The sequence below is a fragment of the Sporosarcina sp. UB5 genome (assembly GCF_050859005.1).
Classification (GTDB): Bacteria; Bacillota; Bacilli; order Bacillales_A; family Planococcaceae; genus Sporosarcina.
The window spans coordinates 2,344,083-2,362,639 of the sequence record NZ_CP125984.1 but is presented as its reverse complement, the minus strand read 5'-3'; the positions used below and the strand labels follow the sequence as shown (position 1 = coordinate 2,362,639).

The window sequence follows — 18,557 nt, the reverse complement described above, 5'->3', positions numbered from 1 at the left end:
ATACTCATTTTCGTCATAGCAAAAACCCGGTTGCCTTTATTGGCAGCCGGGTTTACCTAGAACAATATGTCTGACATCAGGACTTCTAATGCCGAGCCAATCGATAGCAATTGATTCAAACACTTCCAATTGTCCAGTCGTGTAAAATATTGGCGCTTTCCGTTCACCAGAGATGTTTGCAAGGTCTAATCCGGATAAAGTGTTTTCCACATCCCGCACAGTTTCATACGCCGATGATACAATGTTCACGCCAACGGGTAATTGTTCTTGAATTTGATCATGCAGAAGTGGATAATGCGTACAGCCTAAAATAGCCGTATCGAATTCCAAATGAGCAATCGGCTGCAAAGATCTTTTCATTATATGCTGAATGTTCATTTGTTTGTATTGACCACTTTCAACAAGAGGAACAAACTCCGGACAGGCAAGCGGAATAATGTCCGCATCTGTCGAAATGGCGGAGATGGCATACTCATACGCCTTGCTTTTAATCGTGCCGACCGTACCTAACACCGCAATTTTTCCGGTAGTTGATACGTGCGCAGCCGCTCTTGCCCCTGGTTCGATAACTCCTAAAACCGGAAAAGGCAGTTGTTCACGCAATATGTCTAGCGTCACAGCAGTAGCCGTGTTGCAAGCGACTACCAACATTTTGACTCCCATTTCGGCAAGTGCAGTAGCCATCTCCATTGTAAATTCCTTTACTTCTTCAACTGAACGTGGCCCGTATGGACAACGCGCATCATCGCCTATATAAATAATTGTTTCAGCGGGTAAAAATTGTAACATTTCTTTTACGACGGTCAATCCGCCAACACCGGAATCTATGACTCCGATTGGTGCATCATTCGGTATTCTCAATCCTTAATCATCTCTTTGTGCAGTTTTGTCAACAATCGGGAAAACTCGTTTATTTCCACTTCTGAAAAATCTTCGAGAACTGCATTTAAATATTTCCGTCGTTTGTCTATTACTTCTTCGATAATGCGTTCACCCTCACCTAACAAGTGAATGCGTACGACACGGCGGTCCTGTTCATCACGCACTCTCTTCACAAGCTTGTTGTTTTCCATGCGATCGACAAGATCCGTAGTTGTACTGAATGCCAAATACATCTTATTCGACAAGTCGCCAATCGTCATGTCCCCATGCTCGAACAACCATTGCAGCGCAATGAATTGGGGAGGTGTAATCGTATAATTGCTTAATATTTTCCGGCCTTGCTGTTTAATAATTCCGGATATATATCGAAGTTCCTTTTCCATCCGAGCAATGTTCTCGGCGCCGTCAAGACTCATTGCGTTATGTTCCGCCATATATACCAGCTCCCTGAAAACGAATACTGTCTACTTATTGTCACCTTTTTCGTCATATAACGCAACATTTTTTAAAAAAGGATAATAAGTATATAATGTTTTTTTCAGGAAGCTGTATATTTAGATGTATATGACGGATCATATCGAGTCTATTATAGTAAGGAACGACAATAGATTTGTTTAATTCAGTTTCAGTTCCCCTAATCGCAACAATTCGACAATCGCTTGTGCCCTTCCGGATACTCCTAATTTTTGAATAGTATTCGAAATATGATTCCGGACGGTTTTTTCGCTAATGCCGAGCCGTCCTGCGATTTCTTTCGTCGTATGATCATCCACTAATAGATGAAAGATTTCTCGCTCCCTTGCTGTAAGCAAAGAACGGTTTTTCATTTCTCCTGTCAAGACGCGCCCCCTCCTATCCACGTTCACTTTACAATATGTGAGGATGGTTTAGGCTGTGCCGGCTCGTTCATCATTTTACAAGGAAAAACCGGATTTTTGATTGCTCTTCCAAGGAACAGATTTGCCCGTTTTTCTATCGATTTGGACAATCGTTCCCCTTCCCGTAAATACTACTTCGTCCTTCGCATTTTTTGCCATATAATGAATGTCGACGGAGCTAGTACCGATAGACGCCGCTTTGACAAAAATCGACAGTTTCTCATCAAAAAATACTTGTTTCATATAGTCGCATTGAAGATCGGCAACGACAGGTATTGTCGTTCCGTTCGGGTCAAGCCAGTCTTCCATATGACCGACATGTTTCAAATATTCGATCCGCGCATATTCAAAGTATGCGAATGTAACTGTGTTATTTAAATGGCCGTACATGTCCGTTTCAGAAAAACGAACGGATACGGGTACGGAAAATGTGAATTCTTCCATCCACTTTTCCATATCTTCAATATAAGCAATCCTCAACAGACCCACTCCCCTTCAAAATGAATGAATGTTCATTCTCTTATTATAGCAAACGGGATAAATAATTGCTTGCACATTGTTGCATATGCCAGTAAAATACACTTTGTTGACAAGGTAGATTAGTTTTTAGGAAGAAAATGAACTAGTATATAAAAGCCACGGCTTATACAATAAAAAACGCGAGTATGAGGATGATATTCATCCCCATACTCGCAAATTAATTACATAAGAAAACTTTATTAGTCAACCATATGGTCGCTTCCGAAGAAGTTTTTGAACATTTGTACTGTCGTTGCACGGTTCAATGCAGCGATAGATGTTGTCAGAGGAATTCCTTTCGGGCATGCGACGACACAGTTTTGTGAATTACCGCATTCAGTAATTCCGCCGTCAGACATAATTGTCGCAAGGCGTTCGTCTTTGTTCATAGCACCTGTTGGATGTGAATTGAATAAGCGAACTTGTGAAAGAATCGCTGGCCCGATGAAGTTTGTTTTGTCATTCACGTTCGGACAAGCTTCAAGACAAACACCACAAGTCATACATTTAGACAATTCATAAGCCCACTGACGTTTACGTTCAGGCATACGTGGACCTTCACCTAAGTCATACGTTCCGTCAATCGGAATCCAAGCTTTGACTCGTTTGAGTGAGTCAAACATAAATTCACGATCGATAACAAGGTCACGGATTACAGGGAACGTCCTCATCGGCTCAAGGCGAATCGGTTGTGTTAGCTGATCAACCAAAGCCGTACAAGATTGGCGAGGGCGTCCATTGATCACCATAGAACAAGCGCCGCAAACTTCTTCAAGGCAGTTCATGTCCCAGTTAACAGGTGTCGTTTTCTTTCCTTCCGCATTCACCGGGTTACGACGAATTTCCATGAGAGCGGAAATGACGTTCATGTTCGGTCTGTACGGGATTTTAAAGCTTTCCCAATACGGTTTGGAATCAGGAGTGTCTTGTCGCTGAATTTCAAAATGGACCGTTTTTTCTGCAGTTTGCTGTTCAAGGACAGCTGATGTTTGCTCAGTCACTTATGTCAATCTCCTTTCTTCGCTGAATAGTCACGTTTACGCGGCGGAATCAAGGATACATCCACTTCTTCATAGGAAAGGATCGGCGCAGATTTCCCGTCGAATTCTGCAATCGTCGTTTTCAAGAAGTTTTCATCGTCACGTTCAGGGAAATCTGGTTTGTAATGTGCTCCACGGCTTTCATCACGATTCAATGCTCCCAAAGTGATGACGCGTGCCAAATAGAGCATGTTTTTCAACTGGCGGGTGAATGTCGCGCCTTGGTTTGACCATCGTTGAGTATCGACAATATCAATCTTTTCATAACGTTCGAGAAGCTCTTGAAGCTTGTTGTCCGTCTCTTGCAATTTATCATTGTATCGGACGACCGTTACGTTATCTGTCATGATTTCCCCGAGTTCTCTATGCAACATATACGCATTTTCGTTGCCATCCATCTTCAATGTTTCGTCCCATTTTTGCTGTTCGTCTTTCACAGCTGCATCGAACAATGTCGAAGGAAGTTCGTCCGCAGTACGCTTTACGCCGCGCATATACTTAACCGCTTCCGGGCCCGCAACCATCCCACCATAGATGGCAGACAATAAGGAGTTTGCACCAAGACGGTTTGCGCCGTGCTGGGAGTAGTCACATTCACCAGCTGCAAACAGACCAGGTATGTTCGTTTGTTGCTCATAATCGACCCATAGTCCGCCCATTGAATAGTGGACCGCAGGGAAAATTTTCATTGGTAATTTACGTGGGTCATCCCCAGTAAACTTCTCATAGATTTCAATAATTCCGCCGAGTTTAATATCAAGCTCTTTCGGATCTTTATGGGAAAGGTCGAGATACACCATGTTCTCCCCGTTAATCCCTAATTTCTGGTTAACACACACATCAAAAATTTCACGAGTTGCAATGTCTCGTGGCACTAGGTTACCGTAATCTGGATATTTCTCTTCCAGGAAATACCATGGCTTACCGTCTTTATATGTCCAAATACGACCGCCTTCACCACGAGCAGATTCACTCATGAGACGAAGTTTGTCATCTCCAGGGATGGCAGTCGGGTGAATTTGGATGAATTCACCGTTAGCATATTTCGCACCTTGCTGATAAACGATCGAAGCTGCAGATCCTGTATTAATAACAGAGTTCGTCGATTTTCCGAAGATAATACCAGGGCCGCCAGTTGCCATAATGACCGCGTCAGCACGGAATGCTTTAATTTCCATCGAATTCATGTTTTGTGCTTTAATACCTCGGCAAATCCCTTCATCATCCATGATGACCCCTAGGAATTCCCAGTGTTCATACTTTTGAACTAGTCCCGCTACCTCATGACGACGTACTTGCTCGTCCAAAGCATACAAGAGTTGTTGGCCGGTAGTAGCACCAGCAAAAGCTGTACGGTGATGCAATGTACCGCCAAAACGACGGAAATCTAATAATCCTTCAGGTGTTCGGTTGAACATAACACCCATTCGGTCCATTAAGTGAATAATTCCTGGAGCTGCCTCAGCCATTGCCTTGACAGGAGGTTGGTTCGCTAAGAAGTCGCCACCATATACAGTGTCATCAAAGTGGATTGCTGGCGAGTCGCCTTCACCTTTCGTATTCACTGCGCCGTTAATGCCGCCTTGCGCACAAACGGAGTGGGAGCGTTTAACCGGAACGAGTGAGAACAGGTCTACCCCGACCCCTTCTTCCGCAGCTTTGATAGTTGCCATCAAGCCAGCTAGTCCGCCACCGACGACAATCAATCTGCCTTTTGCCATTATTGTTTCACTCCTCAAATTATACATGTACTTGAAATTCTATGAATCTTTTTGTTAGACGAATGCCAATAAGGCCTGTATACCTATTACCGACAAAACGAAGAATGCTATGATCGTAATATAAGTAACGATTTTTTGTGAGCGTGGCGATTGGATAATTCCCCATGTCACAGCGAATGACCATAGGCCATTTGCCAAGTGGAATGTTGCTGCCAAAACACCCGCAATGTAGAATGCAAGCATGAATGGATTAGATAGGATCTCTTCCATCATGTTGAAGTTCACTTCTGCGCCAAGTGCTTTTTGAATTCTAGTTTCATAGACATGCCATGCTATGAAAATGACGAGGAAAACACCTGTTACACGTTGTAATAGGAACATCCAGTTACGGAATGTGCCGTAGCGCTGAACATTGTTTTTCGCAGTGAAAGCTATGTACACACCATAAAACGCATGGAACATTAACGGAATATAGATAATGAACCATTCCAAAAACAGGACGAACGGCAAGTTCCCCATGAAATTGGAAGCGTTATTAAATGCTTCTTCACCGCGTGTTGCAAAATGGTTGATTACCAAGTGTTGAGTAAGGAACAACCCAACCGGAATAACTCCGAGCAATGAATGCAGTCGGCGCAAGTAAAAATCTGATTCTCTCGACAAGTCTTTTACCCTCCCTTATGAATGAGAGATGCCGAAAACACCGCCACTATTTGTACAAATGATAGACGTTCGCGGCATTTCTCTTACTGAATCATTATGATATCATGTTCATTGTACTCCTCACCTATGAGGAGGTCAAGGTAAGGAAACCTTTTTGACGACAATAATCAAAAAGTTCATACACGACTTGATTCACTTGAAAGGACTGTATAACCGTTGGATAAACATACATTAGAAGTTCCGACACAATTAGGATATGAGATTATTAGAGATCATGTACTCCCTAACATTTTAGGTAAGCATGAAGATGAAATCCTTTATTGGTCTGGAAAAGAAGTGGCGAGGAAGTTCCCCATATTTTCAGTCGACGAACTTCCGGACTTCTTTTCGGAAGCAGGATGGGGACCCCTCTCCTCTCATAAAGGGAAGACTGCAAAAGACGAAGCGGTATTCATTCTTCATGTAGGCGATATGACGTTGCTCGAAAATAGATCTTACCAGCTAGAAGCAGGTTTTATCGCGGAGCAGTTTCAAAAACTAAATGGATTCCTCACTGAATGCTACGGCGAAAAAATTATCAAAGAGAACCACGTACGTTTCCGTGTGAAATGGGACTCAAAAACTAAACTATGAACGTAGTTGCGACAAACTATCCTTCCAAAGTAGAATAATGGACTACTTCTCACGAAAAGCGGGCTCATCGATATTCGATTGAGCCCGCTTTTCATTTTTCTTTCTTAAAATACTCCATTACAGTTTCTGCGACTTTTATCGGTAAACCTGCATCATTTAACTCGGCTACAGTCGCTTCTCTAATTTTCTTTACTGAACCAAAATGTTTTAACAGACGCTGTTTTCGCTTCGGGCCAACTCCCGGCAATCCATCTAAAACGGACGTCAATGAATTGGAATCTCTGCGTTTTCTATGGAATGTAATAGCAAACCGATGCACTTCATCTTGTATTCGTTGTAACATATAAAATGCCTCACTTGTGCGTTTCAGTGGGACGACCTCCACTGGATTCCCGTACAGCAATTGCGCGGTCTGATGCTTGTCATCTTTGGCAAGTCCTGCAATCGGTATAGACAACCCTAGTTCATCCTCGATAACTTCACGAGCTATTTCCATCTGCCCTTTTCCTCCATCGATGATGATGAGATCTGGTAACGGCAACTGCTCCTTCAACACACGGACGTATCGCCTCCTGATCACCTCACGCATCGCTCCATAATCGTCATGAGCAGCTGCTGTTTTCGTCTTATATTTTCTATAGTCTTTACGATTCGGTTTTCCGTCAACAAACGAAACCATCGCGGATACCGGATCTACGCCACCTGTGTGGGAGTTGTCAAAAGCTTCTATTCGTATCGGAGTTGAGATTCTTAGCGCTTCTCCAAGTTCTTCGCAAGCACCAATCGTTCTCTGTTCCTGACGTTCTATAAGCTGGAATTTTTCACGTAAAGAGATTTTCGCGTTTTTACTTGATAAGTTAACAAGATCCTTTTTCTTCCCACGTTGCGGAATAAATACATTTACGTTCAATAGTTGCCGAACGATTTCCTGGTCAATTCCTTCCGGCAATAATATTTCCTTCGGCAAAAGGTGGCCCGTCTTTCCATAAAATTGCCCGATAAACGTTAACATCTCTTCCTCAGGATCCTGATATAAAGGGAAAATGGATACATCCCTTTCAATCAATTTCCCTTGTCGGACGAAAAATACTTGGACGCACATCCATCCTTTTTCAACCGCATATCCGAATACGTCACGGTCGGTGAAGTCGTTCATCATCATCGTCTGTTTTTCCATAACCGCTTCGATATTAGCAATCTGATCCCGATATTCTTTCGCTCGTTCGAATTCTAAATTCTCGGCTGCGACAGACATTTTTTCAGTAAGCTCTTTTTTTACACTCATATATCCACCATTTAGGAATCGGCTTATATCGTCCACCATTTCCTTATATGTTTCTTGTTTTACTTCATACACACAAGGAGCTAAGCATTGCCCTAAATGATAATAAAGACAGACCCTGTCCGGCAGCTGATGGCATTTCCGATACGGATATAACCGATCGAGCAATTTTTTCGTTTCATGCGCCGCAGTTGCATTCGGATAGGGACCGAAATATTTCCCTTTATCCTTTTTCAGCTGTCTTGTAATGATCAATCGAGGATGGCGTTCCGAGGTGATTTTTAAATATGGGTACGTCTTATCGTCTTTCAGCATAATATTGTATTTCGGGTCATGTTGTTTAATGAGGTTCAGTTCAAGGATGAGTGCTTCAATATTAGACGATGTAATGATATATTCAAAGTCCTCGATTTCTCCAACGAGGCGCTGTGTTTTTGCATCATGGGTTCCCGTGAAGTAACTACGGACCCTGTTTTTCAATATTTTCGCCTTACCTACGTAGATGATTGTCCCTTGTCGGTCCTTCATTAAGTAGCAGCCAGGCAAGTCAGGCAGCAAGGATAGTTTATGCTCTATTTTTTCATTCATTATTCTCACCTACCAAAAAACCGGGTTCCTATGAAGGTTCCCGGTTTTAAGTAATCCATTACGCGTGTTTTTCAATCAGTTGAGCAAGTTGTTCTTTCGGTTGGAAACCGACAACTTTGTCGACAATTTCTCCGTCTTTGAAAAGGACGAGTGTTGGGATTGACATAATGCCAAATTCACCAGCAGTTGCTTGGTTTTCATCGACGTCAACTTTGACGATTTTCGCTTTTCCATTTAGGTCGTTGTCGAGTTCCTCCAATACTGGAGCGATCATTTTACAAGGTCCGCACCATGTTGCCCAGAAGTCAACGAGGACGAGACCGTCTTTTGTTTGTTCTTTAAAGTCTTGGTCTGTTGCATGAACAATAGCCATTTGATTATTTCCTCCTTTAGTAAATCCAACTATGTTTGCATTATAGCATGTCAAATATATCCGAGCGAAACATCTGCCTACCTTAAAAAGGCCCCGCTTAAACAGGGCCTCATAATTGTTAATTCGTTTTGATTTTCTTAATTTCTTCGATCATCATCGGGATAACTTCAAACAAATCTCCGACGATTCCGTAGTCTGCTACTTTAAAAATAGTTGCTTCCGGGTCTTTATTAATCGCGACAATTACTTTGGAGTTGGACATTCCGGCCATATGTTGAATTGCGCCTGAAATTCCAGCAGCGATGTACAAATCTGGCGTCACAACTTTACCTGTTTGACCGATTTGCAAAGAGTAATCACAATAATCCGCGTCACACGCTCCACGGGAAGCACCGACCGCACCGCCAAGTAATTGTGCCAACTCTTCAAGAGGTGCAAAACCTTCTGCACTTTTCACTCCACGGCCTCCAGCGACGACGACTTTCGCTTCCGATAAATCTACGCCTTCCGTTGACTTACGAACGACTTCGCTAATAACTGATCGTAGATTCGTAATGTCAACCGAAACAGAAGAAACGTCTCCTGAACGGCTTTCATCTTTTTCAAGTGTTTCAATATTGTTCGGACGGACCGTAATGAATAGAAGGCCATCTTTATTTTTCACTTTTTCAAAAGCTTTACCGGAATAGATTGGGCGGATGAATACTGCATCATCTCCTTCGCCTTCAATTGCCGTCACATCGGATATTAGTCCTGAAGCTAGTTTACTAGCAATCTTCGGAGACAAATCTTTTCCTAATGCAGTATGACCGAATACAATTGCTTCCGGCTTCTCCTGCTCATAGACAGCCATAAATGCCTGACCGAAACCGTCTGATGTATAATGTTTCAAATGCGGATGCTCTACTGTAATGACACGATCCGCACCATATTTAATCATTTCTTCCCCTAATGAGTGAACTGCGTCACCAAATAGCAGACCAACGATTTCGCCACCGTCCGCTACTTTTTTGGCAGCTGCAATCGCTTCGTATGAAACGTTACGCAATGCCCCTTCACGAGCTTCACCAAGTACGACTACTTTTTTAGACATATAGAGTCCCTCCCATTACGATATGAAAATCATTGAAGTTCAATCAAAGCACTTTCGCTTCTTTATTTAGAAGATCTACGAGTTCTTTCACCTGATCGGATAAGTCACCTTCAAGGATACGTCCAGCCGCTTTTTGTGGAGGTAAATAGATTTCAATCGTTTCCGTCTTTGCTTCCACGTCATCCTCATCAAGATCTAGATCATCCAATTCGAGCTCATCAAGCGGCTTTCTTTTCGCCTTCATAATACCTGGTAATGAAGGATAGCGAGGATCGTTCAAGCCTTGTTGCGCTGTAACGAGCAATGGCAATGAAGTTTCAATCGTTTCAGAATCTCCTTCAACATCGCGAATGATTTTTACATCCGCTCCATCGATTTCAAGTTTTGTAATCGTCGTTACGTAATTGATGCCTAACAGTTCTGCAACACGCGGCCCTACTTGTCCGGAACCACCATCAATTGCAACGTTCCCCGCAAGGATAAGATCCGCATTTTTGTCTTTCAAGTATTCTGCAATGATTTTAGCAACAGTGAATTCGTCTAGCTCATCCAAGTCATCCTCGGTATTAATAAGGACCGCTTTGTCAGCCCCCATTGCAAGCGCCGTTCGAAGCTGCTTTTCAGCTTCTTCGTCACCGATCGTAATGACTGTTACTTCACCGCCGTGCTCATCGCGTACTTGGATCGCCTCTTCTATTGCGTATTCGTCATAAGGATTAATAATGAATTCAGCACCGTCTTCAACGATTTTACCGTTTGATACAGCGATTCTCTCCTCTGTGTCGAATGTCCGTTTCACCAATGCATAAATGTTCATAACGCATACCTCCCGCTTATTTAATTCCCTTTAAATTGTGGTTCCCTTTTTTCAATAAATGCTTGGATACCCTCTTTTGCATCTTCCGAGACGAAAACCTCCCCGAATGAATCAGCCTCAGCCTTTACACCTTCATAGAACGATGCTGTTTTCGTATATTGGAGCATTTGAAGTGCCGCCTTTACTGCAATCGGACTCTTCTTTGCAATTTTCTTCGCCATGTCCATTGTCTTCGGAAGAAGTTCCTCGTCCGAATATGCATGATTGGCTAGACCGAATCGAACAGCTTCTTCCCCAGTGATTGGATCGCTCGTCAATAGCATTTCCGCTGCCTTCGCCATCCCGACATATCTTGGCAAACGCTGCGTGCCGGCAAATCCGGGGATTAACCCTAATTGCAACTCAGGCAAGCCGAGCTTTGCTTTTGCTGCAACAATTCGGAAATGGCATCCCATCGCCAACTCCAGCCCCCCGCCAAGTGCGGCACCGTGAATCGCAGCAATAATTGGCTTGTTGAAGCTTTCCATCCGTTCGAACACATCCTGTCCCGCAGATGCGAGCTTTGAAAATTGTTCACCGGACGTCACCGTCGTGAATTCCTTAATATCGGCACCTGCCGAAAAGAATTTACCTTCTCCATGAAGAACGATCACTCTGACGGATTCATCATTTTCAACTTTGTCCAACATTCGATCAATCTCTTGGATAAGACCGCTCGATAATGCATTAGCTGGTGGTCTATCGATTGCGACCGTCGCAACTCCGTCTTCAATAGTAATTTTCAAGTATTCCATTCTTCCCCCACCCTTTCCGAAATACCCGTTATTAACAACGTTTTTCGTCCATCATCCCGATTTACGCTTTCATTCCATTTAATAGTAAGCGATGGACTTCTGGTGCCAACTTCATCAAATCGTACTTTTGATCATTCATGACCCACGAGGTGATTGTTTCGTCAATCGTTCCGAATACCATTTGGCGCGCCAAACGGATATCGATACGTTTATCAAATTCACCTGTTTCGATCCCTTCGGTTAAAATGGAATCGAGCAGCACTAAGTACTCCTTCAGCACTTCATTAATTCTGTATCGGAGTTCTTTGTTTGATTGCCGTAGCTCTAACTGGGTTACAATGGCTAGGTGGCGATCGCCATTGAGCAAACTGAAATGGTTTTCAATCATCTTTGCAAGCATCTCTGTTGCAGAAATCTCTTTTTTCAGTATTTCTTTCACGTTATCTACGAAGACGCCCATCTTTTCTCGGAAAACGGATATGAGAATGTCCTCTTTATTTTTGAAATAAAGATAGATTGTTCCATCCGCAACGCCTGCTTCTTTGGCGATTTTCGATACTTGGGCCTGATGGTAACCGTTTTCAGCAATGACGATTACGGCTGCATCTACTATTTGTTTATATTTCGGTTTATCACGTTTCATTGTTTTCACCACCAAAAAGAAGAAAATATGAATGACTGTTCATTCATATTTTCATATTAATCGTTTATTTGATTGTCGTCAAGTCTTTCGTTAGGAAGTTTGCATCATCTTCTCTTTCTCTTCTTCAATGAGCGCGCGCCGCAATATTTTTCCGACTGCAGTTTTCGGCAACTCTTTTCTGAATTCATACTTGCGCGGAACTTTATATGACGCCAAATGTTCCCGGCAATACGTATTCAATTCTTCTTCCGTCACCGACTTCCCAGTTTTCAAAACAATATATGCCTTTACCGTCTCTCCTCGATATGGATCTGGAACTCCAGCGACGACACATTCCTGGATTGCTTCGTGCTCGTAAAGCACTTCTTCGATCTCGCGTGGATAAATATTGAATCCACTAGCGATGATCATATCTTTTTTCCTATCAACGACATAAAAATGCCCTTCATCATCCATGTATCCTAAATCTCCGGTCAATAACCAGCCATCGCGGAATGTTTCGGCAGTTTCCTCCGGTCGATTCCAATACCCTTTCATCACCTGAGGACCTTTCACTGCAATTTCCCCAACTTCTCCATTCGGCAGTGCTTCTGTCGTTTCCGGACCTAAGATGCGTGCATCCGTATCAGGCCAAGGAACCCCAATAGATCCTTTCACGCGTCTTTTCTCCCATACAAAATTCGCAATCGCAACAGGTGAAGTTTCTGTCAAACCATACCCTTCAACAAGTTTTCCACCTGTTACCTTTTCGAATTCCTCCTGCAATTCGACAGGCAATGCAGCCGATCCACTTATACACGCCTTAATGGAAGAAAGATCGTATTTCGCTAACTTAGGATGATTGAGCAATCCGATATAGATTGTTGGAGCTCCCGGAAATAGTGTCGGTTTCTGTTTATCGATTGCTTTCAACGCAGTATCGAAGTCGAACTTAGGGAGTAATACCATTTTATTTCCTAACATAACGGATAATAGTAGGACTGTCGTCATGCCATACACATGGAAGAAAGGTAAAATCCCCATGACAGTCTCTTCGCCGTCCTCACATTTATACAACCACGCATTACACATTTGCGCATTGCTAATTAGATTAGCGTGCGTCAGCATAACTCCTTTCGGAGGCCCCGTCGTTCCACCTGTATATTGAAGTAGAGCAATGTCTTCTTCGAAATTAAAGTCATATGAAACCGGATCTGGTTTTGCTATTTTCATAATTTCTGTAAAAAGATGGTTCATCCCCCGATGTTCCACTTTTACAATAACGCCATGCTCCCTTTTCTGAATGAATGGATAAATAATGTTTTTAGGAAACGGCAAGTAATCTTTAATCCCTGTAATAATTACATGCTCCAACTTCGTTTCCTTTATGACATTCGTTACCCGGCCAAATAGAAGATCGAGCGTAATAATTGCCTTTGCCCCGGAATCTGTCATCTGATAGGCAATTTCTCTCTCTGTATAGAGCGGATTCGTTTGCACGACAATTGCTCCAATGTAGAGGATTCCATAATAGGCGATTGCACCTTGAGGACAGTTCGGAAGCATAATTGCTACCCGGTCCCCTTTTTTAATTCCTAGTGATCTTAAATAGTTCGCGAATTTCAATGACGATTCATGAAACTCTTTGTAGCTAATGTCCTTCCCCAAGAAATGCATTGCCGTCTTACCTGGAAACTTGTTCCTCGATCGTGTCAAAAATTCTTGTAACGGAATCCGATCGTAATCGATCGTCTTCGGTATTTCTGGCGGATACAGATCCAGCCAAGGTCTTCCTGTCATTGTAACCCCCCTTTTCCCATTCCAATACTTAGAAAATTCCTTCTTTACCCATTATATCGGTAAATGAATCCGCTTTCAATTAGAATATTATTTTCAGAGAGAAAAAATGCCTTGACCGAAAGTTTCAGTCAAGGCGTATTCGTGTACATCCAGTAGATTCCAACGAGGACAAAAAGAACACAAACAACGATTAGTATTTTCGATAATCTCTCCATACTGATTCTCCTATGAAATGCTAGCACCGATGACAAATGACAATCCTACCGATATCGTTAGCGAAATGAAGCCAACGGATCGGTTATCCTCTTCAATTTCCTTATCAATATTAAACTTTGGTGTTAAAAATTCAAACAGGATGTATGCGATAACAAGCAGGATAAAACCAAATAGACCCCATCCGATCATTTGTGGCAATGTAGTATGTTGCTCGATTGAATAACGGAAAATATTTGCCACTCCAAATATTTTACCCCCTGTTGCCATTGCGACCGCTACATTCCCTTTGCGAATTTCTTCCCAATTCTTATACTTCGTAACAAGTTCAAAAAGAACCATCGACAAGATAAGGCATAGGACTACAACACTGAAGTAGCCTGCAGTTTCTACAAGGGGATGACTCCAAAACCCGGTTTTCGTCATACATTTTGACTCCTTTGAAATTCATATCATCGTATCATCTACGAATGAAGGCCGTGAAAGTTTCATTTCCTACACATTCTTTATTTTAACTCGACGACTGTCACACCATGGCCGCCTTCTCCTGCTTCCCCATAACGGTAGCTTTTCACACGCGGATGGCTTTTCAAATAGGATTGAACCCCTTGTCGCAAAGCGCCTGTCCCTTTTCCGTGGATAATTGATACTTGATGATAATTGGAAAGCAGTGCGTCATCTAAATATTTTTCAGTACGGAGCAACGCATTTTCATATCGTTCACCGCGAAGGTCAAGTTCCAGTTTTACATAGGAGTCTCTCCCTTTCACAGAGGCGGAGACAACTGTATCTTTTACTTTTTCGGGTTTTGTATATTCCAGCACTGACTCATCTAGCTTCATTTTCAAAATGCCAATTTGAACAATCCATTCTTTCGCAGACACTTTCTCGATAAGTGTCCCCTTCTGTCCATATGTGATGACTTTCACTTCATCACCAGCTTCTAAAGGTCTTGGAGCTGCTTTCGCTTTCGGTTGTTTCTTCTTCTCCTCAGGTGCTGCACCTTCAAGACGTTTACGAGCTTCTATTAACTCATGTTCTTTAACTGTTGCTCCAGCATTTAAGCGTAATGCTCGTAAATCGGAAATGACAGCTTCCGATTCGACACGTGCATCGTCTACAATTTTTTTCGCTTTCTCTTTTGCATTTTCGATCATTTTTTCTTTCAGTTCATCGAATTCAGTAAGCTTCGTCTCCAATTCACGTTTCAACTTCTCTGTTTCGATAAGCAATGCATGTGTCTTTTCGGCATCTTTTTCCGATTGGACTCTGCTCGATTCTAATGAAGCGATCATCGAATCGACTTCGCCACGATCCGTTCCCGTGAAGGTCTTCGCTCTTTTAATAATATGCTCATGAAGGCCAAGTCTCCTGGAAATTTCAAATGCGTTACTTCTCCCGGGAACTCCTATTAATAAACGATACGTTGGGCTCAACGTATCAATATCGAATTCAACGCTCGCATTTGCAACACCTGGACGGTTATAACCGTATGCTTTCAACTCAGGATAGTGGGTCGTCGCCATCACTCTTGCTCCTGTGCCATGCACTTCATCCAATATAGAAATAGCTAATGCGGCTCCTTCTTGCGGATCGGTACCTGAGCCGAGTTCATCAAAAATGAGTAGCGAACGGGAATCGAATTTTTTCAGGATGTCGACAATGTTTACCATATGAGATGAGAACGTACTGAGACTTTGTTCAATAGACTGTTCATCGCCGATGTCCGCATATACAGAGTCAAAAACTGCAATTTCCGATCCGTCCAATGCAGGAATCGGGAGTCCAGCTTGCGCCATTAGCGTGCATAGTCCGACCGTCTTCAATGTGACGGTCTTCCCTCCTGTATTCGGGCCTGTAATGACAATTGTAGTAATATCCTTACCAAACTCAATCGTATTGGCAACTGCTTGTTCAATCGGTAATAAAGGATGGCGCGCTTTCGCCAGGCGAATATACCCTTCATTATTCACTTCTGGCTTTGTACATTTATTCGCAATCCCATATTTCGATTTGGCAAGGATAATATCGATTTCCGATAATATATCGACAAGGACGAAAAGATCATGAGCAACCACTTGAACTTTCACGGACAATTCCTGCAAAATCTTTTCAATTTCATCTTTCTCTTTCATCTTCAAATTGCGAATTTCGTTATTCGCTTGCACGACAGCATCCGGCTCGATGAACAATGTCTGACCGGATGATGACATATCATGAATAACTCCCCCGAAGTGAGATCGGTATTCCGATTTTACAGGGATTACGTATCTGTCATTTCGAATCGTTACGATTGAGTCGGAAAGCATTTTTGATGCATTCCGCCCACGTGTATATCCTTCGAGCTTTTCGCGGACTCTGCCTTCCTGGATACGCAAGCTTTGGCGGATCGACCGGAGCGTGCCTGAAGCGCTGTCGACGACATGCCCGTTTTCGTCTATTGCAGCATTAATTTCATGCTCAAGTCCGGTAAGAATCGGTAATGCCTCTTTCTTGGTAATAAAATGAGGGATTTCAATATCTTCATCCTCATCGACCGATTCGATAAACTGTCGCAAAATCCTGCTCGCACGAATTGTATTCGCAGTCTCCATCAGTTCATACGCACTGAGCACACCACCAATTTGTGCTCGTTTTGCATGCGGACGAATGTCACTAATGCCACCCATCGGCACGTTTCCACGCACTCTCAATATAGCGAGCCCTTCGTCCATCTCCTCAAGCAATCGGACAACTTCTTCATAGTCGCTTACAGGAACTAGCTTTTCCATATATGTGCGTCCAGCAGATGACGTGCAATATGTTGCAACGACATCCCGGATTTTATCAAATTCAAGTGTTTTCAAGACACGGTTTTCCAATGCCTTACACTTCCTTTCATTTCCGGATAATTTCACGGATGAATTGTTCAAGCGGCCATGTATTTACGACCGTCTCTTTTTTTAACCACGCCTTTTGCGCATATTTCACACCAATCTCCATATGTTCCAATTGATCGATTGTATGCGCATCTGTATTAACGGCAATTTTCACACCCGCTTCTTGCGCTATTTCCAAATAGTTAACCGCTAAGTCGAAACGGTGCGGATTACCGTTCAGCTCAAGTATTTTATCGTACTTCTTTGCCCAATCTATTAATTGAGGCACGTCGGGATTATAGCCATCCCTCTGGCCAATAATTCTACCGGTAGGATGAGCAATCATCGAAACATACGGATTTTGCATTGCCGCATACAACCTTTTCATAATTTGCTCCTGCGACTGATTAAAATTCGAGTGAATAGAAGCAATGACAAAATCAAGCTCCTGTAATAAGTCATCATCAAAATCAAGTGATCCATCCGGGAGTATATCCATCTCCGTCCCGCAGAAAATTTCGATGTCATCATATTCCTCATTTAACTTCCGAATCTCTTCAATTTGTCGACGAACCTCGTCCGGTGTCAAGCCATTTGCCACTCGTAAATATTGTGTATGATCGGTAATCACCATATGAGAGTAGCCCTTGTTCCTACAAGCCTCTACCATTTCCCGAATTGAATAACCACCGTCTGACCATGTTGTATGCATATGGAAGTCGCCGCGAATATCCTCGAGCGTAACAAGTTCCGAAATTTCATGAGCACGATCGATTTCCGAACCATCCTTCCGTACAGATGGAGGTATAAACGGTAAATCGAAGAAGGCAAAAAAATCAGTTTCCGATTCAAACGTCTTTACTGTTCCATCTTCCAATTCAACGCCGTATTCGCTAATTTTCATCCCTTTTGATTTGGCAAGTTGTCGCATTTTTACATTATGATCTTTTGAGCCCGTGAAATGGTGCAACGCTGTCGCAAATTGTTCATCCGTCACAAAGCGGAAATCGGCATCGACCAGTTCAGCCATATCAAGAACGACCGATAGCTTGGAATCGCCAGCTGAGATAGTCTCTTCAATAGACAACACTTCCATCAGCTTTTCCCGAACTACAGCAGGTTCATCCGTCACAATGATGAAGTCGACATCGCTGCTCTGCTCTTCTGCCCTTCGGAAGCTCCCTGCTACTGAAAAGCGTGTAATTTCCTCTACTCCGCTTAATTCTTCCTCAATCGCTTTAACAATCGTTTCTATTTGCCATACAGGTAACTTCGCTTTTCGAGTGCCGAGCTGTTCAAGTTCATGCAAAATCTTTTCTTCGGTCTTTTTTCCGAACCCCGGTACGGTGCTTACTTTGTTCGATTCACAAGCGAGCCGCAACGACTCGATAGAATCGATACCGATCGCTTCTCTTAGCTTGGCAATTCTCTTACCTCCGAGACCCGGAACTTTCAATAATGGAATAAGCCCTTTAGGAACCTCCTCTTCCAGCTCCTTTAATAAATCAGACTCACCTTTTTCCATTAAGTCGACAATGACTGCACCTGTTCCTTTGCCAATCCCTTTTAATTTCAAAATATCATCCATCTCTGAGAGGCTCCGCGGATCGAGTTCTAGCACATTAGCCGCTTTCCGAAACGCCCCTACTTTAAATGGGTTTTCACCTAACAATTCCATATATAATGCGATTTTCTCAAATGTTCGAATGATTGTTTTCTTGTTCATACATAACCACTCCTCCATTTATTCAGATCGTTCTTGAAAAAAGGCTTCCCGCCAA

The 18,557-nt window shown here is 42.8% G+C and carries 18 protein-coding genes; 1 reads left to right on the top strand and 17 read right to left on the bottom strand.

The window, feature by feature from the left end:
• Positions 1-36: 36 nt before the first annotated feature.
• From racE to QM454_RS11885, 7 genes are all read right to left on the bottom strand, one after another.
• Complete coding sequence (gene racE, locus QM454_RS11915; protein ID WP_432358321.1) at positions 37-861, bottom strand: glutamate racemase; 825 nt, start codon at positions 859-861, stop codon at positions 37-39.
• Positions 858-1,316, bottom strand: coding sequence for a MarR family winged helix-turn-helix transcriptional regulator (locus QM454_RS11910; protein WP_432358319.1), 459 nt, complete (start codon positions 1,314-1,316; stop codon positions 858-860). The genes racE and QM454_RS11910 overlap by 4 nt, the downstream gene beginning before the upstream one ends.
• Positions 1,317-1,496: 180 nt before the next feature.
• Positions 1,497-1,709 carry a helix-turn-helix domain-containing protein gene (locus tag QM454_RS11905; RefSeq protein WP_060204861.1) on the bottom strand — a complete coding sequence of 71 codons (213 nt, stop codon included), beginning with the start codon at positions 1,707-1,709 and terminating at the stop codon, positions 1,497-1,499.
• A gap of 87 nt (positions 1,710-1,796) precedes the next feature.
• A complete protein-coding gene (locus QM454_RS11900; RefSeq protein WP_432358318.1) occupies positions 1,797-2,240 on the bottom strand; it encodes an acyl-CoA thioesterase in 444 nt (147 codons plus the stop codon).
• A 239-nt stretch (positions 2,241-2,479) separates the two neighbouring features.
• Positions 2,480-3,280 (bottom strand): succinate dehydrogenase iron-sulfur subunit, encoded by an 801-nt coding sequence (gene sdhB / locus QM454_RS11895; RefSeq protein WP_432358316.1) that lies wholly within the window; start codon positions 3,278-3,280, stop codon positions 2,480-2,482.
• A gap of 5 nt (positions 3,281-3,285) precedes the next feature.
• The gene (gene sdhA / locus QM454_RS11890) at positions 3,286-5,040 is read right to left on the bottom strand and encodes a succinate dehydrogenase flavoprotein subunit (protein WP_432358314.1); all 1,755 of its coding nucleotides are present in this window, start codon (positions 5,038-5,040) and stop codon (positions 3,286-3,288) included.
• 54 nt (positions 5,041-5,094) lie between these two features.
• Positions 5,095-5,703 (bottom strand): succinate dehydrogenase cytochrome b558 subunit, encoded by a 609-nt coding sequence (locus tag QM454_RS11885; RefSeq protein ID WP_432358313.1) that lies wholly within the window; start codon positions 5,701-5,703, stop codon positions 5,095-5,097.
• A 216-nt stretch (positions 5,704-5,919) separates the two neighbouring features.
• On the opposite strand from QM454_RS11885, the gene QM454_RS11880 reads away from it, so the two are divergent.
• Positions 5,920-6,336 (top strand): YslB family protein, encoded by a 417-nt coding sequence (locus QM454_RS11880; protein ID WP_432358311.1) that lies wholly within the window; start codon positions 5,920-5,922, stop codon positions 6,334-6,336.
• A gap of 91 nt (positions 6,337-6,427) precedes the next feature.
• Here the strand turns inward: QM454_RS11880 and uvrC are convergent, their stop codons facing one another.
• From uvrC to polX, 10 genes are all read right to left on the bottom strand, one after another.
• On the bottom strand, positions 6,428-8,206 hold the full coding sequence (uvrC, locus tag QM454_RS11875) for an excinuclease ABC subunit UvrC (RefSeq protein ID WP_432358309.1): 1,779 nt from the start codon (positions 8,204-8,206) through the stop codon (positions 6,428-6,430).
• A gap of 58 nt (positions 8,207-8,264) precedes the next feature.
• Positions 8,265-8,579, bottom strand: a complete 315-nt coding sequence (gene trxA, locus QM454_RS11870; protein WP_432358307.1) for a thioredoxin — start codon at positions 8,577-8,579, stop codon at positions 8,265-8,267.
• Positions 8,580-8,697: 118 nt separating this feature from the next.
• Positions 8,698-9,672: an electron transfer flavoprotein subunit alpha/FixB family protein gene (locus QM454_RS11865; protein WP_432358305.1), complete on the bottom strand. Its 975-nt coding sequence runs from the start codon at positions 9,670-9,672 to the stop codon at positions 8,698-8,700.
• A 43-nt stretch (positions 9,673-9,715) separates the two neighbouring features.
• Complete coding sequence (locus QM454_RS11860; protein ID WP_432358303.1) at positions 9,716-10,489, bottom strand: electron transfer flavoprotein subunit beta/FixA family protein; 774 nt, start codon at positions 10,487-10,489, stop codon at positions 9,716-9,718.
• A gap of 20 nt (positions 10,490-10,509) precedes the next feature.
• A complete protein-coding gene (locus QM454_RS11855; RefSeq protein ID WP_432358301.1) occupies positions 10,510-11,283 on the bottom strand; it encodes an enoyl-CoA hydratase in 774 nt (257 codons plus the stop codon).
• A gap of 61 nt (positions 11,284-11,344) precedes the next feature.
• On the bottom strand, positions 11,345-11,926 hold the full coding sequence (locus QM454_RS11850) for a TetR/AcrR family transcriptional regulator (RefSeq protein WP_432358298.1): 582 nt from the start codon (positions 11,924-11,926) through the stop codon (positions 11,345-11,347).
• Between the two features lie 90 nt (positions 11,927-12,016).
• Positions 12,017-13,705 carry a long-chain-fatty-acid--CoA ligase gene (locus tag QM454_RS11845; RefSeq protein WP_432358295.1) on the bottom strand — a complete coding sequence of 563 codons (1,689 nt, stop codon included), beginning with the start codon at positions 13,703-13,705 and terminating at the stop codon, positions 12,017-12,019.
• 225 nt (positions 13,706-13,930) lie between these two features.
• Positions 13,931-14,344, bottom strand: coding sequence for a DUF350 domain-containing protein (locus tag QM454_RS11840; RefSeq protein ID WP_432358292.1), 414 nt, complete (start codon positions 14,342-14,344; stop codon positions 13,931-13,933).
• Between the two features lie 80 nt (positions 14,345-14,424).
• Complete coding sequence (locus QM454_RS11835; protein WP_432358289.1) at positions 14,425-16,779, bottom strand: endonuclease MutS2; 2,355 nt, start codon at positions 16,777-16,779, stop codon at positions 14,425-14,427.
• A gap of 16 nt (positions 16,780-16,795) precedes the next feature.
• Positions 16,796-18,502, bottom strand: a complete 1,707-nt coding sequence (gene polX, locus QM454_RS11830; RefSeq protein WP_432358286.1) for a DNA polymerase/3'-5' exonuclease PolX — start codon at positions 18,500-18,502, stop codon at positions 16,796-16,798.
• Positions 18,503-18,557: the final 55 nt, after the last annotated feature.